Here is a 20,541-nt window from a genome sequence, read left to right as displayed (position 1 = left end):
ACTCAATTAAGAATGGCAAGAAAGCCGATATTAAAACAAGCTTTCGTCTTCTTTTAACTCTTCTCCAGAGATAACCGCTACAGAGGCAATTTTATCTCCTTCATCTAAGTTCTGTGTTTTCACGCCAGAAATAGCTTTACTTTTCTTCACCGCAATATCATTTACATCAAAGCGAATGATTTTGCCTTGTTCAGAAATAAGCATCATTTCATCGTTGTCATTCACGATTTCTACGGCCACTACTTCACCAGTTTTTTCCGTGATTTTAAAGTTTTTCGTCCCTTTACCACCACGTTTTTGTACTGTATAGGAGCTTTCCACATTGCGTTTGCCATATCCTTCTTCACTGATAGTAAAGACTTGGCATTCTTCGCCAGTGCCGTGGATGATGCTAGCGCCTACAACTTCGTCACCAGTATTGAGATTAATACCTTTCACACCACGAGCTGCTCGTTTCATTAAACGTACATCAGATTCATGGAAGCGAATAGCCATACCTTTTTTCGTACCTAGCAATACATCTTGGTTACCATAGGTTAATCCTACGGAGATTAACTGATCTCCTTCATCCAATGCCACTGCATTCAAACCACCGCGACGAATATTGCGATACTCATCAATAGCCGTACGTTTTACAACGCCCTGTTTTGTGACCATAAACAAGTTCACATCGCTAGAGATGCGTTCTAAGTCGATCATGTTCGTCACTGTTTCCCCTACATTAAGAGGTAATACGTTAATGATGGCTGTACCACGTGAATTACGACTAGATGCTTCTGGCACTTCGTAGGCTTTTAAACGGTACGCACGACCTGTGGATGTGAAGAATAACAATGTATTATGTGTACGCACATGCATAATTTGTGCTACATAATCATCATCTTTTGTTTTCATTCCCACAACGCCTACGCCACCTTTATGTTGGTTGCGATACACATTAGCATTCATGCGTTTAATATAACCTTGACGAGTTAATGTGATAACCATTTCTTCATCAGCAATTAGATCTTCTACATCGAAGTCAGACGTATCAATCGTAATTTCACTACGGCGTTTGTCGCCATATTTTTCTTTCATGGCAATCAATTCTTCTTTGATAATTTCACGTTGACGTTCGTCGGAGGCTAAGATTGCTTTTAAATCTGCAATCAACACTAACAATGCTGCATGTTCTTCTTCGATTTTTTCGCGTTCCAAACCTGTTAAACGAGCTAACCGCATATCTAAGATAGCGTTCGCTTGAATTTCTGTAAGGCTGAACTTTTCAATCAAAGCGGCACGAGCAATATCTGTAGTTTGAGAACTACGTATAGTATGAATCACTTCATCAATGTGATCTAAAGCAATCAACAAACCTTCCAATACATGGGCACGAGCTTCTGCTTTCGCCAAGTCGAATTCTGTACGGCGTACGATCACTTCTTGACGGTGCGTTAAGTAATGACCTAGTACTTCTTTCAAAGTCAATACTTTTGGATGGCCTTTCACCAATGCTAGCATAATTACGCCAAATGTATCTTGTAATTGTGTATGTTTATATAGTTTATTCAACACAATATCTGGTTGTACGTCTGCACGCAATTCGATGACGATGCGAAGACCACGACGGTCACTTTCATCACGAAGGGCCGTAATGCCGTCCACCACTTTATCACGGCTTAAATCTGCAATGGTTGCAATTAAGCGCGCTTTATTCACTTGGTACGGAATTTCTGTGACCACAATACGGTGTTTACCTTTCGTCATAGCCTCAATATGAGCTTTCGCACGCATTTTGATGCTACCACGACCTGTGGCATAGGCTTTTTTTATGCCCTCACGGCCAAGGATAGACGCCCCTGTTGGGAAGTCTGGGCCTTTGATAGCTGTCATCAGTTGATTCACATCTACCTCTGGATCGTCGATAAGCATCACTAGACCATCTACCACTTCTCCTAAGTTGTGGGGAGGAATGTTCGTTGCCATCCCAACGGCAATGCCGGCGGAACCATTGATTAACAAGTTTGGAATCTTTGCAGGAAGCACGGTTGGTTCTTCCAAAGATTCATCATAGTTCGGCATGAAGTCCACTGTTTTCTTCTCGATATCTGCTAGCATTTCTGTAGCAATACGAGACATACGAACTTCTGTATACCGCATAGCCGCTGCGGAGTCGCCATCAATGGAACCAAAGTTACCATGACCATCTACCAGTGGATATCTTGTATTAAAATCTTGGGCTAAACGCACCGTTGCATCATACACAGAACTATCACCATGTGGGTGGTATTTACCAAGTACGTCGCCGACGATACGAGCCGATTTTTTGTACGGTTTCGACGGTGTCATGCCTGTTTCATGCATCGCATATAGAATACGACGGTGTACAGGTTTCAACCCATCACGTACATCTGGAAGGGCGCGCATAACGATAACGCTCATGGCGTAATCGATGTAGGAGCTACGCATTTCTTTATCGATTTGGACTGGCACAATCTTGCCATGACTCCAAGCCTTTTCCTCCATTGTATCACCTCATTTTTAAAAACGAACCTATTAACTAAATTATTATACCATTTTATGCACTTTTTTTCTATCTTTTTACACAAAAATTTCAATATGCTCAAATATAAACACTTGTGAACGTATATATTGAATAAATATTCTCACAGATTTATAGCTACCTGTCCAACATCATCGTATTCAATCGATTCATACGAAATTGCTCTACCACCTCGATCATAAATCGTTCATCATGGATAGGATTCACATCCATTTTGAATAAATGTGAATCACAATGACAATCGCTACAGCCAAAGCCTTTCACCTCGTCTACGCTAATAGCCTTCATCGCCTTCGCCAATTCGCATTCTAAATCACTGGAACTACGAATCGGTAACGCAGCAATGACAGTACTAACACTTCGCAAATAATCTAAATGCCAATGTTTCTTTTTCCGCTTCCGTTTGTGACGTTCAATACGTTTTTCTAAATTGGCTTTCGCTGACCCTACATACACATAATAACCGGATTCAAAGTACATGTCTCCTTTACTTCCGATAGTTAAGGTCACTGGCTCTTCCACCTGCAACACCATGAGGTAATCGCCTCGGTCCTCCGCTTCTATGCGCACAACCACATCATTGTACAGGCACTCTCGTACCACCGTAGGCCTGTGAAAATCTGAAGTCCACTGTAATGCCATGGCCTTCCAATCTAATTGTGGTGCCACCTCAATAAATGTCTTAGTAAATTCCAAATCCGTGTGAAAGTCTGGGGAAAACCACAGAGCTCGTCCCCATTGCACTAAGAATAGAATCCCCGTACGATATCCCTCTTGCTGTAACTCTTGCAAATGTAGTAAGTGTTTTCGACCTCGCTCTGTCACCGCATCAGGAAACATCGCCCCTTGATCGCCAAATAGTGTACAAGATTTTACTTCCAGTAAAAAATGTTCACCCTTATCATTAGTGAGCAATAAGTCAAAGCGGCTATGACCTACTGTGTACTCTCGTCGTACCACTTGCCATTCTTCCCATCCAGGGATCAGTTGTTCCTCGATCATGTACTCTGCCATGTCATTACAATAATTAGTGTCCAACATAATGGGAACACCCTCTCGTTCAATACCGATGACACGATATTGTGTTTTCGCACCTTCTTTTGGATGATGCACCACATACATCTTCACCCCTACAAAAAGAAGTTCCCACATACGACCTGGATTCGGTAAGTGAGCAGCTATGATTTGTCCCTGTAATTCTAAATGGACCACAAATCGATTAGGTCTCTCTACAAAGGTAGCAGTCTGTACATTTTCATATAATACTTTCATATATATCCTTATCTTTCTTTTCTATCACTTCATATACAATAGTGAATTCCTTATAACACTTATGGGCTTCATAAGGTATTTAGCTAATGTATTTTCAACTATTTATATATAAATTAAACCACATACTAATATGCTATAACTAACTTAAATAAAACACTCTATAAATATTTTTTACCAACCATATATACACTATTTGTGGATAATTCTGTGGGTATCTTGTGTATACTCTGTGTGCAACTTCTAAGTATTGCAACTATTATACCGAACTGTGGATAACCATGTGATTATCTTGTGTATATTCTGTGTGTAATACGTAACTAACTATATTTTACATTTATTTTTCTCTTAACTTAATCACTTTTTGTGGATAATTCTGTGTGTAACTTTAAATTTTCAGTGTATAAGCCGTGTATTATTTGTGAATAAAAACAGTTGCCTCGGCTACATACAAGATTCACTTCTTATAGTATACTAAGAGCATAGGCTTTCGCCTAGTCATATATAATATTTCATAACTTTGACATACATAAAAATTATCAACATTTACTCAATACTAAGGAGATACACATGGCACAAGTGGCAGGCAATTTACAGCGTATCCGTAATGGAAAACGCACCTATGCGATTACCCCTCGCATACCTGGTGGTTTCGTACAACCACAAATGTTACAAAAATTTATCGATGTGGCAAACACATTCCACGCAACTTTAAAGATTACAGGTGCACAACGCATCATGATTACCAACCTAAATGCAGAAGATGTGGACAAAGCATGGGCAATGCTAGGTATGGAACCAGCACACACTGTATCCAATCGTGTGCGTTCTGTAAAAATTTGCCCTGGTACAACATTCTGTAAACGGGCAAAACAAGACAGTGTTCACTTGGGTATGCAATTAGAACGAAAATACATTTCTAAAGAAATGCCGTCCAAAATGAAAATTGGCGTATCTGGCTGTCCTAACTCTTGCTCCGAAGCGATTACCAAAGATATCGGCGTTATCGGCAACGATCAGGGTTGGCAGATCTATGCAGGTGGTAGTGCTGGCGCTCATCCACGCTTAGGCGACTTAATCACAGAAGTAGCTACTGAAGAAGAAGTACTCACTATCATCGATCGCATGATTGCCTACTACAAAGAAAATGCCCAAATCGAGCGTATCGGCCAATTCATTGACCGCATCGGTCTCGACGCATTCCGAGCTGCTGTGTTAGATACAGTGGATTCCCCAACATCTGCTGCTAAAGCATCCGCTGAACCAGTGGTCAAATTACCAGGTCAAGGCAATGCAGGACTTACAGAAGCTACTGCACCTGCTAACGACAAAGGAGCTACTCCACTTTCACCTGGACAACTCATTACAAAAGATACTATCGTTCGTCATATCGTCGACGTATATCCAGAATTGATTCCTATTTTACAATCCATGGGAATGGGCTGCCTAGGCTGTCCTTCTTCCACAGGGGAACCTCTATGGCAAGCGGCAAATATCCACGGCATGGACATCGATGAATTAGTAGCAAAACTCAATGCAGGTCGCAATGTATCTGAAATTGCTATTACAAAAGATTCCATCATTCGTGATATTATAGATATGTATCCACAAACGGTGCCTGTGTTGCAATCCATCGGTATGGGTTGTCTAGGCTGTCCTTCCTCCACGGGGGAACCATTATGGCAAGCCGCTAGCATTCACGGCATGGATGTGGATGAACTTGTTTCCAAATTAGAAGTCGCACGAAAAGGAGCTTAACATGTCAGCAGTACTGGGACACATTCATTTCTGGTTATACAAAAAAATTCAGCTTATCGCTGAACGCGAACAATTGATTAAAAAAGAGGCACACACTCGCCTCGACGATTTAGCAGATGAGTTATATGCAACCGCTATCGATTTGTATGGAAAACCAATTCCTCCAGATCGTCAGTTGGATCGTATCATTGACCATAATAATATTCATGGCTGGTTACACAACCAATTACAAACATCTTCTGTTCGTGAAGCTACTTTTATCAAAGATTTAACTGATTGTGGTGGCGATGATGGCATTGACGCTGTATTAGAAGCTTTTATCAAACAAGGTGCCATGTGCGGTACAGAAGCGAAAGAAAAACTGACAGCTCAAACAGCACCAGCGATCTACACTGTGATGCAAGACTACTATGTAAATGGTATGCCTTGTGACCCAAGCGATACTGTGATCGAGCAAACCGAAACTACCTTTAGTTGGTACGGAAATCACCAAAATCAAATTTCTTATTGGAAAACAGCGGGCGTGAATCCAATTATTATGGCCGCTGCCTTCCAAGCATGGTTCAGTGCCTTCGTCAGTCACGTAGCACCGGACTTTGCGTTCAACGTAAACCTTGATGGTGATATTCCTGTATATACAATTGCTAAAAGCTAAGTAGCTTATCCTTTTTATATTATATATGGCAGCACATTCGCTGCAGTGATTGACTTTCACCACTGTGAAAGTCCCCAGAATAGGAGGTTCTACTATGGCAGGAACTGTAAAACAAGAACTAGGTTTAATTTTTGATGGCTCAAACTACAAAATCGTGAAAAAAGGCGGCGTCGCTGGTGACAAAGTGGAAAAACACAATCATCCAGAGGCTAACGTTATCTTCACTGTGGTAAAAGGTAAAGTGAACGTATTCCTTAATGAAACGGAATCCCATATCTTAACACCAGGGGAAGTATTGCACTTCGATGGCAACAACTATATCCAAGCTACATTGGTGGAAGATAGCGAGTTCATTGTGAACCTAATTCATAAATAAGCCAATATAAAAATAACCCTCAGACCTTGCGATCTGAGGGTTTTCTTTATATCTTATTTGTTGATACGTGCTACTACATCTGGAGTTAAGTCGATAACTTGATTACCTTCTTTAACAGCGCCAGCAGATGTTGGATTAGCCACTAATACATCGATATTTTTTTCTTTTGCAATAGCTTGAATTGCTTCTGCTACTTTTTTATCCAATGGAGCTAATACACTTGCTTCTTCTTGATTATATTTTTCTTGGATGCCACGAACACTTTTATCAAAATATGCTTGTTTTTCTGCATCTGTTTTAAAGTTATTTAGTTTCTTGAATTCACCTTCTAATTTAGGACCGTATTCAGCACGTAATTTATCAATTTGCATTTGGATAGCACCAAAGCCATTATAGCCCGTGTAGATAGCTTCTTCGTTAATTACGCCTACATTAGCAGCGTTAGATACTGTGAAAGCACCAACTACAGCTAGTGCACCTAAAGTTGCAATCTTTTTAGTTAAGTTCATGTATAAGCCTCCCTGTGAGAAATATTTTCATCTATTTATCTAGTATAGCAAAGTTATTTCCAATTAGCAAATCACCTTGCCCCCTTACTATACTTTATATATATGAAATCTAAATGAAATATATTCTACACATCCATATGATAAGTTAATTATTATTTATCCTCACTTACATAGACATATTCTTCTTTTTTCAATTTACTGATAATTTCTGGAACCATGCCGATTAAACGATCAAAGCCAGTATATTTAGCAGATCCTTTAATATTGAATAATTCAATGCGTTCCCCTTTGATTACAAGCACAGCTGTTGGCTCAACTTTTGCTCCGCCACCGCCAGCTTTTTGGCATCCCCCTAAACCAAGGGATACATCCACAAATGGTACAATCGTAGTATCCCCTAACTGCACAGGTTCACCCACTACTGTTTCTACACGAATCATTTCTTTAAATTGCTCAAATAAAGGCTCTAAATTGTCTTTTAAGTTTGTAAGTTTAGTATCCATCATGACCTCCTACTATTCTTCAACTTCTGAAAGTTTTTATTTTGCACTTTGCTTACGACGTCGATACTGTACAAATGCTTTTACGCTGTCCAGTAGACACTCTCTAACTGCTTTTTTTACTATAAATAGAGTTCCATAGAAAGCAAATACACCTAGCTGCATATGTCCTTTTACTTCTAAACTACCTGTATAGGCAAATTCCGTATAAGTGAAATTAACCTGTTCCACTTGTTTGGGGCACACTGTATAGGCTGTTGCAGTAATGAGACCCATTTCATAGGGTTTAGGAATTCCAAAATCCCCTTCTAATCGGAATACTCTAGGACTAGCATGACTAGCACATTGCTTACTAACTATAAACAGTGCTTCATAGAGTTTAGGGTTTGATACATGTTTCCACCACCAAAATGTTGGTAAATCTTTTGTATCTTCTTTCTCTTCCGTCGTTTCTTCTTGTGGTGATGTAGAATCTACTGAATCCAAGACATGTCCATTCGCATCAAATCGTACAGATGTTACTGGCTCTGGGCCCGTATATCCAGATAATGGATACGGATCTCTTTCTTCTTCCACGTGTTTTGTGTCTACATCATCTTGCTCGTCGTCTGTCGCTAAGGGATCTAGCTCTTCTTTTACCCTACGATTTAACCAATCCTCGTAATCACGGGCAGAGCCGACTTTCATAGACCCTAATACATAAACTTCCTTAAACAAGGAATGGCCTTGCTTATAGGCGAGATGCACCTTTAACACTCGGTACATCCATTCTAATCGGAAGTCAAATTCATAGGGCTTGCGTGAACTTACTTTCAGACTATATGTGATAGGAATACATAGAATGGCTATGATGACAGCTATTACCAATAGCAATAGAATCATCCATAGTGACACGATACCACCTACCTTTCAGTATGTTATACGATGTTAATACTTAAATTATAACATTCTTTACCCTTAATGCTCAATACCAAGACGTGCTTCTACGCCTTGATCATAATAATGACGATATGACTCCATGACAGTGACTAAATCCGCTTCGTCAAGAAGCCATTGTGGGGCACCACGGCCTGTAAATACCACTTCTACATTTGGATTTCGAGCTGCTAGGAGATCACGCCCTTCTGCTTCTTCAATTAATCCAAAAAACAAAGCCATATTGTATTCATCTAAGATAACAATATCGAAATCGCCTGTTGCCACAGCCTGTAGAGCTCTTTCTTGACCTATGTGAATCAAATCCTTATATTCTTGTGGCGGCTGCCCCTTAGGAAACACGACTACATCATCTCCCCATCGACGCAACTCTTCATCGCTTTTCATGCCTTCAGGAATAATAAAAAAAGGTTTTCCTACTGTTTCTACTGTGATAGGGTCTAATTGATCTAATACAGCATGTTCTGAGTACACCTTAGATTTCATAAATTGAAGTAGTAGCACTTTCTTTCCTACTCCTGCAGCACGCACTGCTAGGCCGATGGCTGCTGTTGTTTTCCCTTTGCCATCACCTGTATAAACTTGTACATAGGATTTCATAATTGCCTCCTATTGAATGGGCAAAAATAATAATGGATCCGTAGCCACACCATTCACCCTCACTTCGTAGTGAACATGACTACCTGTACTTTTACCAGTACTACCCATAAGTGCAATGGATTGTCCTTTTTTCACAGTCATTCCCGCTTGTACTAAGAGTGCTGAGTTATGCCCATATTTTGTAATAAATCCATTACCATGATCAATTTCTATTAAATTGCCATACCCTCCAGCATAGGCTGCATAAGTTACAGTACCTGCCGCCGTAGCTACTATTGTTGTTCCTGTATCATTAGCAATATCTAACCCCTCGTGGAAGGCACCACCACCATAAACAGGATCTTGTCGCGCCCCAAAGGTAGAACTGATGACGCCTTTAGCCGGCCAGATTGATGGCATGTGGCTATTAGCATCACTAGCATCTCCTTCCATGGCTAGCAAAGATTGTAATTCTCTAATATCTTTGCCTACCCCTTCTCTTAGCACATTATATAAGGTATACATAGATACCATACGACGTTGTGCTTGACGATCTAAGCTAGATATACGTGCAGATAGATGAGTTGTTGTGAAAGTCTTATTTGAGCTTTTGGGAGAAGGGTCCTCTTTCTCTTCTTTATTTTGGGTGGTTCCATCTGCTTTCTGCAGTGTACCAGACTCTGTGCCTTTGATCATATTTCTAATATTTTGATCTAGCTCATCAAGAGTTTTCATTTTTTTATCCAAGACTTCTACTTTTTGGTCTAATAATCGTAATTGCTCTTTTTGTAATTGATTTTCTTGGCGCAATTGCAACACTTCTACTTGTCGCGCTATCCCCCAGATACCAAATCCCAAAAAGATAACTAAAATGGCAATTAATATAATGGCTATCGTCTTTATTTGTTGTTTTGTAAACTGCAAATTCCAGTCATTACCATCTTGTTTCAGATGTGACTGCAACCACTTAGGTATTTGCATATAACATCCTTTCTATGCTGACACAGAAGAACTTGCTAACACATCTCCATTGCTTCGTTGTCCCATAGCAGATTGCAAGCTAGCTAACTCTTCTTGTGAAAGACTGGCTAAACTTTTACCATTTACAATTGGTTTTGTAAAAATACGTGATTCATTTCGTCCATATATACTAGAGATGACAATACCATTGAAATTTCCATCTAATAACGTCAAGGAAAAGGACAATTCATTGCCAATATTTTCAAAAGCATTATATTTCACAAATCCAATATGCTGAAATGTTTGTGCTTGTGTAGATTGAATCACTTTTTGTTCTGATAAAATGGTTTCCCAAGTACTTGCCATATCTCGTAATTCTTTCACTTCAATAGCAAGACGTCGCTCAATACTTTGTCCATTTTCTCCATCCATAAAATATCGATACCGTTTGGTAAGGCGACTTACTCGTATATGTAAACTGAACGCATGTAATACTAACAATAAAACAATACTTCCTAGTATCCATGGTAACCAAGGTAATAGTTGTTCTAACACAATAATCCTTTCTATTCTAATTCATGTTCAAATGGCTGTATAGCACGTTGTAAGATGCCATGTAAGGAGGCTATCAAAACACCATAGTTAACAATTGGCACCCCTTGGACAGTGGCTACATCAATACGTCGTAACACCTCTCGACGTGTCAACATACACCCCCCACAATGAATGATAACATCATACTTAGATACATCATGAGGAAAATGTCCACCACTGGTCCACTCTAACTGTAAGTCTGTGTAGCCTTTTGCTGTTAGCCATCTTGGAATTTTTACTGTTCCAATATCTTCACATTGTTGGCGGTGTGTACAGCCTTCACTGATCAATACATGTGAACCCGCTCGCAATTGCTCTATAGCATGTACACCTGCCACTAAATCTTTTAATTTTCCTTTAAATCGTGCCATCAAAATAGAAAAGCTTGTTAAAGCTATATCCTTTGGCACAATTTGACTCACCGCCTCAAAGGCTTGGGAGTCAGTAATAACCAATTTAGGTGATTTCTGCAATTGCTGCAATGTAGTGGCCAGCTCCTCTACTTGGCACACCATAGCCATACCATGATGATCCAAAATTTCACGAATCATTTGCACTTGTGGCAAAATAATACGACCTTTAGGAGCTGATTCATCAATAGGGCATACTAAGACAAATACATCCTTTTCTTCAATGTAACCACCTAACAAAGATTGTACCTCTTCATCAACTGGTTTTAATTTACTTAATGCCTCTAATAATGCCATTCGGCTTGTACTATCACTCACGTCTGCTACTATGACCTGTGATGTATAAGGTTGTAATTCCCCATGGGATTTAATAAAATCAGATCCCTTGCATCCTTTTACTTCGTTAATCACTACTAAGGTAGGAATATGTCTACTTTCTAATTGTTGTAACCACTCTATATCTTCCGGAATCGGCTCAACATCAGTACGCATCATATACACTGCTAGATCCATCGTTGATAATACTTGTTTCGTTTTGTCTACCCGTAACAAACCTAGTTCCGATGTATCATCAATACCCGCTGTATCTACAATCATCACTGGGCCCAAGGGCAACAATTCCATCCCTTTAGACACTGGATCTGTCGTAGTCCCCGCAATGGGAGATACCAAGGAAATCTGTTGCTCTGTCAGCGTGTTAATCAGAGTAGATTTACCTGCATTGCAACGCCCAAAAAAGCCTATGTGCAAGCGATTCCCTTTAGTTGTTTCTAATACCATAGACTTCCTTTCTATTCACCTTCAATATAGCTAATTAAACGCATTAGTTCTTCTTCACTTTTAAAAGAAACTTCAATAGTACCTTGCACTTTTTTAGTATTCTTTAAGCGAATATCTACAGGAGCACCTAAACTATGTTTGAGTCTCTGCATTAACTTTCGTAACTCCGCCGTTGCTTTTGGTTGTGTAGATGTCAAACGTTTCTTCCCAGATTGTAGTTCTTTCACAAGTTGTTCTATTTGACGAGCATTTAAGCCTTTTTCCTTAATGCGTTCCAGCGCTTGTAGTTGCAAATGTTCTTCAGCTAATGCCAATAAAGGTCTAGCCTGACCCACTGTTAGCGCCCCTACTTCCAATTCCTCTTGTAAAAACTCTGGTAATTGTAATAATCGCACAATATTGGCCACATAGGAACGACTGCGACCTACAATAGTAGCAATTTCTTCTTGTGTTTTTTTGAAAGTATCCATTAAATATTGATACCCAAAAGCTTCCTCGATAGGGTTTAGGTTCTGTCTCTGTAAATTTTCTACTAGAGCAATTTCACTCACTTCTTCTGTCGTGTAGTCTCGCACCACCACAGGAATTTTAGTCAATCCCGCTTGTTGGCACGCACGCCAACGACGTTCACCAGCTACGATTTCATAATAATCATCTACTTTGCGAACCGCAATAGGGGCAATTAATCCATGAGCCTGAATCGATGCCACTAGGGTTTCCATATCCTCTTCTGTAAAGCGTTTACGAGGCTGATTCGGGTTAGGTCGTATTTTAGTAATATCCAGTTCATAGCCACTTTTATGACCATCTTTAAAAGAACCAGACAATCCAAAAGACCCTAGGCCTTTACCAAGTCCACCTTTTGTTTTTTTAAGCACCACGTTCTATTACCTCCCGCGCTAAAGCACAATATACTTCAGCTCCTTTGGATCGTTTATCATAGATAACAACTGGTAAACCATGGCTAGGAGCCTCTCCCAATTTCACATTTCGTGGTATTGTTGTTGTATATACAGACTCTCCAAAGTAATTTGTTACTTCTTCTGCCACTTGTACGGCTAGTTTGGTGCGTCCATTGTACATAGTAAGAACCACACCTTCTAGTTCCAAATCTTCATTTAATTCGTCTTGTACAAGTTCGATTGTTTTAATTAATTGGCTAACCCCTTCTAGAGCATAAAACTCTGTTTGTATAGGAATTAACACGCTATTAGAAGCGGTTAAGGCATTAATGGTTAGCATACCTAAAGATGGTGGGCAGTCTATAAGGATATAATCATAGTCCTCTACGATAGGTGCTATACACTGTTTCAAAGTATAACCTTTATCTTCCATAGCTACCAAATCCACCTCAGCCCCAGCTAGATCTATCGTTGTTGGCGCAATTTGCAAGGTATCTATTACTGTAGATTCTATGATATCTGTAATAGATACATCATCTACAAGCATTTCATATACGCCTTGTTCAATGCTTTCTTTATCTATTCCTAATCCACTTGTAGCATTTCCTTGAGGATCTAAATCTAATAAGAGTACTCGTTTTCCCTCTACGGCTAAAGATGCGCTTAAATTTACAGCAGTTGTCGTTTTACCAACGCCACCTTTTTGGTTAGCTACGGCAATAATTCTAGCCATTATTTCACCTCTTTCTTATAGTCTTATCACATTATAACATATATTTTTGTATTTTATATGAAAGCTATGGGGATTTCTTCATCTTTTTATATATTTTTTATGTTTCACGTGAAACATTATGACCTCTATCTAATTAATTGTTTCACGTGAAACAATCCCTCTATGAACTCACTATATAGACACTTTTAATCATTGACAAATAGTTTTATATACAGTACGATTTTCATATGATTTATAGTAACTATGAAAGGATAGGCTCATGATGAAACAACTACGTCCTTGGATACTTGTTATCGCCTTTTTATTCTCTCTCTTTTCCACTTCACAATTAGAAGCGATGCATGTAAAAGGAAATGAACTACCAGCAACAGACTTAGTAGTAGCAGGTATCCCTGCAGGATCTACTACCGATGCTATTTATAAAAGTTTGGGGGGTCCTACTGCTCTTAAACCAAATAGAGTAATTTACGGAGGCATCACCTTCCATGTAAGTAACAAACACTTTCCGGAAACAACAATGACAACTATAGACAACCGAGATGCTGTCACTGCTAGAGGTATCACTGTCGGAGATAGTATAGCAGACATTTATACAAAACATGGTCAACCTAGTATGGTATATAATAAAGAAGGCGTTCACGTTCTTTTTTATGGCGTGTATATGCCAACTTACGATTATAGAAAAGGAATCGAGTTTATTACAAACGGAAATTCTATCATAAGAATTAAAATACTCAGCGGTATTTCTCAGTAATGTTTCACGTGAAACATCCTACAGGTTAATCACAATACACGTGCGGTGGAGTCCGTATTCAACGCATATCTACATACAAATAAAAAGGAACATGGCATTTCTTCTGCCATGTTCCTTTTTATATATTTTTATAAAGAATTTTAAGCCATCTAATCCTTCTAGATACCTCATCTCATGGAGTAACTCTTCTGAGAATTCTGCCTACTAAATGTTATAGTATGCTAACTATTCATCACCTAATAAGCCTTTCACTATATTCACCGCGGAGATACCATCTTTGGCATAGGAGTCAGCCCCGGCTTCATCTGCGTAGGCTTGTGACAATACAGCTCCACCTACCAGTACCTTCGCATCCACACCTGATTCACGGATGGCTGCGATGGTTTCATTGATCATCGGCATCGTTGTAGTCATCAAAGAGGCAATCCCAATAATCGGGGCATTATGCTCTTTTGCCGCTGCTACAATTTCTTCTGGAGATACATCTTTTCCTAAGTCCACGATCTGGTACCCATTGTTTTCTAATAAAGCAGACACGATGTTTTTACCTAAGTCGTGAATGTCACCCTTTACCGTAGCTAAGATAATCGTCGCTTTCTTCTCTGCTGTTCCTTCTGGCAGCACTTCTTTGATCGTTGTGAAAGCCGCTTGCATCGTTTCTGCTGCTAGCATAACTTGTGGCAAGAACGCTTTACCAGAGCCGAACTTTTCACCAACTACTGCCATAGCATCGGATAAACCTCTACGAGTCACCTCTAGTGGATCTAGGCCTTGTGCTAAGGCTTCCTTTACCAATGGCACAACCGCCTCTTTTTCCCCTTGTTCTACGGCATGTTTAATGCATTCAATAGGATCATCACTATGGAAGGCTTCTGCTGTAGCTTTTACCTTTTTCGTCACCACTGCATTTTCATCGTCATCACCATATTCAGCAATAAAATCCGCTGCAGCTGGGTCAAAGCCCATAAATGTGCGGCCTGTAATGAAAGCTTTTCGTACGATTTCATTCATTGGGTTCATGATAGGACAAGTCAAACCGTTACTCAATGCCATCGTCAAGAATTGTGCATTCAAGTACGCCCGTTGTGGCAAGCCAAAGGATATATTAGATAAACCCATCACTGTTGGGAATCCAAAAGTTTCTGCATAAAGTTTTAATGTTTTTAATGTTTCTCTTGCTGCATGTTGGCTACTTGCTAAGGTCAATACTAATGGGTCAAGCAATAAGTCATTTGATCGCAATCCATAGTTGTACGCTTCTAAGACAATTTCTTTTGCTAAAGACACACGCTCTTCTGCCGTTTCTGGTAATTCTTTTTTACCTAATGGCAAGCATAATAACGCTGCACCATAGCGTTTTGCCAATGGTAATACTGCTTCCAATTGCTCTGGCTCTGCGTTCACAGAGTTCAACAATGGACGACCTGGATAGGCTTTCAAGCCCGCTTCCATTGCCACTGGATCCAATGTATCGATGGATAAAGGAACCTCCACAAGCATCGTTAATTCTTCGATAGCTCGTTTCATCGTTTCCCCTGGATCAACACCTGTGACACCCATGTTAACATCCAACACGTCTGCCCCAGCTTCTACTTGGGCTAAAGCATCTTTTTTTACCATTAAGAAGCTACCCTTGCGAATTTCTTCTGCTAACACTTTACGGCCTGTTGGATTAATACGTTCCCCAATGATGATTGGTTTTTCTTGCAAACCTACTTTCACTACGCTAGTACGACTTGTGAAAGCCGTAAACGGTTCTACATGTGGTCGTTCTGCCGGTGTATGTGCTCGTGCCGCTTTGGCAATAGATTCAATGTGTTTTGGAGTACTACCACAACAAGCACCTAAATACGTTGCCCCTGCGTCGAGGAAACGAGGTGCATATTCGCCCATCTCTTCTGGTCCTAATGGGAAGATAGTTTCTTTCCCTACGAGTTGTGGCATACCTGCATTCGGCTGAATACTAATTGGCAAGTTCGTTACTGCTGCCATGCGTTCTACCAGAGGCAATAATTGTTCAGGTCCTAAGGAACAGTTAATACCTACGATATCTGCTTCCATAGCATCCATCAAGATAGCTGCTGCTTCTGGTGGTGTACCTGTAATAGTACGTCCATCTTCGCTGAAAGAGAACTGACAGATAATTTTTACATCCTCTTTTGTTTTTTCTAACTCATCACGAGCATCTTTAGCCCCCAACAAGGCAGCACGCATTTCTTGGATATCGATGATCGTTTCAATAATCAGGTAATCTACCCCTGCATCGATAAGGGCTCTTGCTTGGTCTTTGAAAGTCTCATAAATCTCATCAAATTGAGCCACCCCTAATGGCGCCATAAAACGACCACTAGGACCCATATCACCTGCGATTTTTGCATTCGGATTAATCTTATCACGAGCTGCTTGTGCTACTTTCACAGCAGCACGATTGATTTCATCCATACGATGACCTAGTTGGTATTCATCCAGTTTTAATGCTGTCCCACCAAAGGTATTAGTCGTAATAATATCACTACCGTGACGTAAATATTCTGCATGGATATGCTCCACTACGTCCGGATGTTCTACGTTAAATAATTCTGGACAAGCCCCGTCACCAAGACCTGCCGCTTGCAGCATGGTACCCATGCCGCCATCTATAATATATACCATATGTCCCTCACTTATGTATTAGGCACATTGCTCGCCCAAGGCAATATACTTCGTATAACGATGACTATACTCTTCCCCAGTATCAGTACATCACGCTACTTATCTATACATCAATTTATTATTTAAAAAAAGTATAACTATCATAAGGATATCCCACATAGGATACCTTTTCAGTACTATCTATCACAAACGATACGTTTGTTTAAATGCACGACGTCGTCCCCTTCTCTGGCAACTTACGAGATGCGCACTCTACTTGGCTACAAGATGTGCAACCTCGTTGTGTTTTTGGTCCTTCTTCATCTACTGTTTGACAGCCCACAATAGCCGTTACTGATTTACGTGGAAATAGCATGCTTGTGTCTGTCACCGTCAATCCAATTTCTTCTGTCTTAATAATCTTAGCAAATTCTTGTTGTACTGTGACAGGCCAATTGCCATAGCCTGGGCTAAAGCGCCATGTCGTTTTAAAACCTTGTTTTTTTGCCTCTCTGTCGATGAGTTCATTTACCTGATCTGCCACTTGTTCTACAGCGGTTGTAGCCGCTGCATCCACAAGAAGACCTAGTGTAGATTTGCCTTCTTTAAATAAAGCAGAACTGCGTTCTTCTACGGCTTCTCCTACTGTGACAGCGAGAACATATACTTTTTTAGCATTCCCTAAATGACGAATGATGCCTGTGGCATCCAGCACCATAGGCGGGTTACTAAGGATTGTATGTGTCTCCACATCGTAATCATAGCATTGGTACACACCACGAGGTTCTGCCACTAATTGTACTTCTAGGGCAGCTTCTTTCACATACTGCTCTGGAAATCCCTCCGCATGCTTTAATCCGGAGTATCGTTTTATTTCATCTTCATTGAGTTTTGGTAATCGTCCGTTATAGATTGCCATTGTCTCACCTCAATCTTGTATTGCAAATATAAAACATGTGCGAACACAACGTGACCGCACATGTAAAGAGTACTCATTAAGTATATCATAGATATAACTTATAAGCATTTTTCTATATTTTATTATGAGTTATAGTGCATAGCTATAAAGGTTTTATTTTAATCTCTTTTGGTTTTCGAGGGTATTTCTTAGCCGTAGGTTTTACCTTTTTGATATACACAATAGCTCGTTTATCCTCTAAGGTCGGTAACGTCACTTCTTTGACCTCTACAATTTCACCGCCCAAGATGGATACAGCACGTTTACTTTCCTCTAATTCTTCTTGCACGATAGAGCCTTTTAATGCCACCATATAACCCCCTACTTTCACATAGGGAAGTCCCCATTCCAATAAGATGGATAAGCGAGCCACCGCACGGCTAGTGAGAAGATCGAAAGATTCCCGGTACTCTTGATGTGCCAAATCTTCTGCACGGCCATGTAAAGTTTGTAATCCTTGTAAGTCTAAGTCCTCAATAACACCATCTAAAAAGCGGAGTCGCTTTTGTAAAGAGTCAAATAAAGTAATTTGCAAGGACGGATCATAGATGCCTAGGGGAACACCTGGAAAACCTGCACCAGTCCCTAAATCGATGACCGTTGCACCTTTTGTAAAATACTTAGGGTCATAACAAGATAGAGAATCTACCACATGTTTTAAGGCAAACTCTTCTGGTTCTGTAATACCCGTTAAGTTCATGTGCTCATTGGTAGTTACCACTTGTTCGTAAAACCGTTGTAGTTGGTTAATTTGTGCATCTGTGAGGTCCAACCCATAGGTGTTGGTGTGGGCTTTCACATAGTTTGAAAATGTCATATTAACCTCTTTCACGGTAGTACTGCTCAATTTGCACTAAGAGCACAGAAATGTCCGCAGGAGATACCCCAGAAATACGGCTTGCTTGACCAATGGAATGGGGGCGCACAGCGTTCAATTTTTGAATGGCTTCTAAAGATATACCTTTCATCGCTGTATAATCCCAATCTTGAGGAATAATTTTAGCCTCTAACTTGCGAACCTTTTCTACTTGTTCCATTTGTTTTTTTATATATCCATCGTAAGTAATGGTAATATCAATTTCTTCTTCCACCGGCGCTTCGTAGCGAGGCAATCCGAATGCCTCTGCCACTACTCCATAGGATAGTTCGTTACGTTTCACCAAATCGTAAGCCTTGATGCCCGTTTTGATGCGAGGTGTACCAATACGATCTAAGATTTGTTGCGTTTCTTCGCTAGGGTTTACAGGTGTATCCGCTAGTAATTGAATAGCTGCTTCAATTTTACCTTGTTTCTCTTTGAAAGCTTTATATCGTTCTTCCTTAACAAGTCCAATTTCATAGCCTTTTTCTGTTAAGCGCATATCTGCATTGTCTTGACGAAGTAACAAGCGATATTCACTGCGGCTCGTCATCATGCGGTACGGCTCTTTCGTTCCTTTCGTTACCAAATCGTCGATAAGCACACCGATGTAGCCTTCGGAGCGAGATAAGATAAATGGCTCTTTTCCTTCTAACCATAAGGCTGCATTGATACCTGCCATCAAGCCTTGTGCGGCCGCTTCTTCATAGCCAGATGTACCATTGGCTTGACCTGCAGAATACAAACCTTGGATATGCTTCACTTGTAAAGCAGGTGTCAATTGCAATGGATCTAAGCAATCATACTCGATAGCATAAGCTGGACGCATGATTTCTACATCTTCCAAACCAGGGATAGTTCGTAGGAACGCATATTGCACATCGATTGGTAAGCTTGTGCTCATACCTTGGACGTACATTTCGTTGGTGTGATTGCCCTCTGGTTCCACGAATAATTGATGGCGTTGTTTATCTTCAAAACGAACCACTTTATCTTCGATGGATGGGCAATATCTTGGGCCTGTCCCTTCAATGACGCCCGTGTACATAGGGGCACGATGTAAATTGCCACGAATGATATCATGTGTATTTTGATTTGTAAAAGTCAACCAACATACTTGTTCATTGCGGTCGATCCAATCAGACATAAAGGAGAAGGCTCTATGGTGAGAGTCACCAGGTTGCATTTCCATATTCTCTGTGTGCAAGGTTCGTTTATCGACACGAGCTGGTGTACCTGTTTTGAATCGCATTAACTTAATGCCATGATTCAATAAAGATTGAGACAATAATTCCGCTGTTCGCTGTCCATTAGGACCACCTGTGTACGCCAATTCACCAGTAATAATCTTGCCTTTTAAGTACGTACCTGTACATAAGATGATAGCCTTGGCTTGGTATACTTCTCCTAATTCAGACACAATACCTTTCACAACACCCTCTTCAATGAGCAACTCATTAACCATGATTTGCTTCACATTGAGGTTCTCTGTATTTTCTAAAACTTCTTTCATACGGCGTTGGTAGGCTACTTTATCGGATTGGGCCCGCAAGGAATGTACCGCAGGTCCTTTTCCCGTATTGAGCATGCGCATTTGAATGGCTGTCGCATCTGCATTAATGCCCATTTCACCGCCCAATGCATCTAGCTCGCACACTAGATGACTTTTACCAGGTCCCCCAATGGCTGGGTTACATGGCATAAGAGCAATGTTATCTAAATTCAATGTAGCCATCAAGGTACGGTGCCCCATACGAGCTGTGGCTAAAGCAGCCTCACAACCAGCATGACCACCGCCAATGACGATCACATCATACGTATCTACTAAATACATGT

Annotated in this window: 19 protein-coding genes; 4 read left to right on the top strand and 15 right to left on the bottom strand. The window is 40.3% G+C overall.

All coding sequences use genetic code 11. The annotated features are described in order from the left end of the window. Positions 1-30 precede the first annotated feature (30 nt). Together gyrA and sfsA are read right to left on the bottom strand one after the other, a co-directional pair. Positions 31-2,505, bottom strand: coding sequence for a DNA gyrase subunit A (gene gyrA / locus EO113_RS06130; RefSeq protein ID WP_127135815.1), 2,475 nt, complete (start codon positions 2,503-2,505; stop codon positions 31-33). 154 nt (positions 2,506-2,659) lie between these two features. Continuing rightward, positions 2,660-3,814, bottom strand: coding sequence for a DNA/RNA nuclease SfsA (gene sfsA, locus EO113_RS06125; protein ID WP_127135814.1), 1,155 nt, complete (start codon positions 3,812-3,814; stop codon positions 2,660-2,662). Between the two features lie 567 nt (positions 3,815-4,381). Between sfsA and EO113_RS06120 the strand changes: the two genes are divergently transcribed. The 3 genes from EO113_RS06120 to EO113_RS06110 all read left to right on the top strand — a co-directional run bounded on the left by EO113_RS06120 (position 4,382) and on the right by EO113_RS06110 (position 6,600). Beyond that, complete coding sequence (locus tag EO113_RS06120; protein ID WP_126940984.1) at positions 4,382-5,569, top strand: DUF1858 domain-containing protein; 1,188 nt, start codon at positions 4,382-4,384, stop codon at positions 5,567-5,569. 1 nt (position 5,570) lies between these two features. After that, positions 5,571-6,224 carry a hypothetical protein gene (locus EO113_RS06115; RefSeq protein ID WP_127135813.1) on the top strand — a complete coding sequence of 218 codons (654 nt, stop codon included), beginning with the start codon at positions 5,571-5,573 and terminating at the stop codon, positions 6,222-6,224. Between the two features lie 94 nt (positions 6,225-6,318). Continuing rightward, positions 6,319-6,600, top strand: coding sequence for a DUF1637 domain-containing protein (locus tag EO113_RS06110; RefSeq protein ID WP_127135812.1), 282 nt, complete (start codon positions 6,319-6,321; stop codon positions 6,598-6,600). Positions 6,601-6,653: 53 nt separating this feature from the next. On the opposite strand, the gene EO113_RS06105 is transcribed toward EO113_RS06110, so the two are convergent. The 9 genes from EO113_RS06105 to EO113_RS06065 all read right to left on the bottom strand — a co-directional run bounded on the left by EO113_RS06105 (position 6,654) and on the right by EO113_RS06065 (position 13,503). After that, the gene (locus EO113_RS06105) at positions 6,654-7,109 is read right to left on the bottom strand and encodes an OmpH family outer membrane protein (RefSeq protein ID WP_009353765.1); all 456 of its coding nucleotides are present in this window, start codon (positions 7,107-7,109) and stop codon (positions 6,654-6,656) included. A 152-nt stretch (positions 7,110-7,261) separates the two neighbouring features. Continuing rightward, positions 7,262-7,612 (bottom strand): GerW family sporulation protein, encoded by a 351-nt coding sequence (locus EO113_RS06100; RefSeq protein ID WP_009353763.1) that lies wholly within the window; start codon positions 7,610-7,612, stop codon positions 7,262-7,264. A 36-nt stretch (positions 7,613-7,648) separates the two neighbouring features. Next, entirely contained in the window at positions 7,649-8,503 is an 855-nt protein-coding gene (locus EO113_RS06095; protein WP_127061612.1) for a hypothetical protein, read from the bottom strand. Positions 8,504-8,566: 63 nt separating this feature from the next. Then, positions 8,567-9,145, bottom strand: a complete 579-nt coding sequence (locus EO113_RS06090) for a cob(I)yrinic acid a,c-diamide adenosyltransferase (RefSeq protein WP_009353587.1) — start codon at positions 9,143-9,145, stop codon at positions 8,567-8,569. Positions 9,146-9,154: 9 nt separating this feature from the next. Next, positions 9,155-10,105 carry a M23 family metallopeptidase gene (locus tag EO113_RS06085; RefSeq protein WP_127061614.1) on the bottom strand — a complete coding sequence of 317 codons (951 nt, stop codon included), beginning with the start codon at positions 10,103-10,105 and terminating at the stop codon, positions 9,155-9,157. A 12-nt stretch (positions 10,106-10,117) separates the two neighbouring features. After that, complete coding sequence (locus EO113_RS06080; protein ID WP_127061616.1) at positions 10,118-10,639, bottom strand: DUF4446 family protein; 522 nt, start codon at positions 10,637-10,639, stop codon at positions 10,118-10,120. A gap of 11 nt (positions 10,640-10,650) precedes the next feature. Then, positions 10,651-11,868: a [FeFe] hydrogenase H-cluster maturation GTPase HydF gene (gene hydF, locus EO113_RS06075; RefSeq protein ID WP_009353581.1), complete on the bottom strand. Its 1,218-nt coding sequence runs from the start codon at positions 11,866-11,868 to the stop codon at positions 10,651-10,653. A gap of 11 nt (positions 11,869-11,879) precedes the next feature. After that, entirely contained in the window at positions 11,880-12,749 is an 870-nt protein-coding gene (locus EO113_RS06070) for a ParB/RepB/Spo0J family partition protein (protein WP_164726342.1), read from the bottom strand. Beyond that, complete coding sequence (locus EO113_RS06065; protein ID WP_127135811.1) at positions 12,739-13,503, bottom strand: ParA family protein; 765 nt, start codon at positions 13,501-13,503, stop codon at positions 12,739-12,741. The genes EO113_RS06070 and EO113_RS06065 overlap by 11 nt, the downstream gene beginning before the upstream one ends. A 259-nt stretch (positions 13,504-13,762) precedes the next feature. Here EO113_RS06065 and EO113_RS06060 point away from each other — a divergent pair, with 259 nt between their 5' ends. Then, positions 13,763-14,257: a hypothetical protein gene (locus tag EO113_RS06060; protein WP_127135810.1), complete on the top strand. Its 495-nt coding sequence runs from the start codon at positions 13,763-13,765 to the stop codon at positions 14,255-14,257. Between the two features lie 225 nt (positions 14,258-14,482). Here the strand turns inward: EO113_RS06060 and EO113_RS06055 are convergent, their stop codons facing one another. The 4 genes from EO113_RS06055 to mnmG form a co-directional block, all read right to left on the bottom strand. Further along, the gene (locus tag EO113_RS06055; protein ID WP_127135809.1) at positions 14,483-16,909 is read right to left on the bottom strand and encodes a homocysteine S-methyltransferase family protein; all 2,427 of its coding nucleotides are present in this window, start codon (positions 16,907-16,909) and stop codon (positions 14,483-14,485) included. A 202-nt stretch (positions 16,910-17,111) separates the two neighbouring features. Next, the gene (locus EO113_RS06050) at positions 17,112-17,807 is read right to left on the bottom strand and encodes a vitamin B12 dependent-methionine synthase activation domain-containing protein (protein WP_127135808.1); all 696 of its coding nucleotides are present in this window, start codon (positions 17,805-17,807) and stop codon (positions 17,112-17,114) included. Positions 17,808-17,949: 142 nt separating this feature from the next. Beyond that, a complete protein-coding gene (gene rsmG, locus EO113_RS06045; protein WP_127135807.1) occupies positions 17,950-18,663 on the bottom strand; it encodes a 16S rRNA (guanine(527)-N(7))-methyltransferase RsmG in 714 nt (237 codons plus the stop codon). A gap of 1 nt (position 18,664) precedes the next feature. After that, positions 18,665-20,539 (bottom strand): tRNA uridine-5-carboxymethylaminomethyl(34) synthesis enzyme MnmG, encoded by a 1,875-nt coding sequence (gene mnmG / locus EO113_RS06040; RefSeq protein ID WP_127135806.1) that lies wholly within the window; start codon positions 20,537-20,539, stop codon positions 18,665-18,667. Between the last annotated feature and the right edge of the window lie 2 nt (positions 20,540-20,541).

Origin of the sequence: Veillonella sp. 3913 (genome assembly GCF_003992235.1) — a bacterium.
In the GTDB taxonomy this organism is placed as follows: Bacteria; Bacillota; Negativicutes; order Veillonellales; family Veillonellaceae; genus F0422.
This window is presented reverse-complemented; position numbering and strand designations above follow the sequence as displayed.

Bases quoted from the DNA above. Each gene is read 5' to 3' on its own strand.
- EO113_RS06055 (WP_127135809.1), bottom strand. From the start codon at position 16,909: ATGGTATATATTATAGATGGCGGCATGGGTACCATGCTGCAAGCGGCA.
- EO113_RS06085 (WP_127061614.1), bottom strand. From the start codon at position 10,105: ATGCAAATACCTAAGTGGTTGCAGTCACATCTGAAACAAGATGGTAAT.
- gyrA (WP_127135815.1), bottom strand. From the start codon at position 2,505: ATGGAGGAAAAGGCTTGGAGTCATGGCAAGATTGTGCCAGTCCAAATC.
- EO113_RS06110 (WP_127135812.1), top strand. From the start codon at position 6,319: ATGGCAGGAACTGTAAAACAAGAACTAGGTTTAATTTTTGATGGCTCA.
- EO113_RS06060 (WP_127135810.1), top strand. From the start codon at position 13,763: ATGATGAAACAACTACGTCCTTGGATACTTGTTATCGCCTTTTTATTC.
- hydF (WP_009353581.1), bottom strand. From the start codon at position 11,868: ATGGTATTAGAAACAACTAAAGGGAATCGCTTGCACATAGGCTTTTTT.
- rsmG (WP_127135807.1), bottom strand. From the start codon at position 18,663: ATGACATTTTCAAACTATGTGAAAGCCCACACCAACACCTATGGGTTG.
- EO113_RS06120 (WP_126940984.1), top strand. From the start codon at position 4,382: ATGGCACAAGTGGCAGGCAATTTACAGCGTATCCGTAATGGAAAACGC.
- EO113_RS06090 (WP_009353587.1), bottom strand. From the start codon at position 9,145: ATGAAATCCTATGTACAAGTTTATACAGGTGATGGCAAAGGGAAAACA.
- EO113_RS06050 (WP_127135808.1), bottom strand. From the start codon at position 17,807: ATGGCAATCTATAACGGACGATTACCAAAACTCAATGAAGATGAAATA.
- mnmG (WP_127135806.1), bottom strand. From the start codon at position 20,539: ATGTATTTAGTAGATACGTATGATGTGATCGTCATTGGCGGTGGTCAT.
- EO113_RS06100 (WP_009353763.1), bottom strand. From the start codon at position 7,612: ATGGATACTAAACTTACAAACTTAAAAGACAATTTAGAGCCTTTATTT.
- EO113_RS06105 (WP_009353765.1), bottom strand. From the start codon at position 7,109: ATGAACTTAACTAAAAAGATTGCAACTTTAGGTGCACTAGCTGTAGTT.
- sfsA (WP_127135814.1), bottom strand. From the start codon at position 3,814: ATGAAAGTATTATATGAAAATGTACAGACTGCTACCTTTGTAGAGAGA.
- EO113_RS06065 (WP_127135811.1), bottom strand. From the start codon at position 13,503: ATGGCTAGAATTATTGCCGTAGCTAACCAAAAAGGTGGCGTTGGTAAA.
- EO113_RS06115 (WP_127135813.1), top strand. From the start codon at position 5,571: ATGTCAGCAGTACTGGGACACATTCATTTCTGGTTATACAAAAAAATT.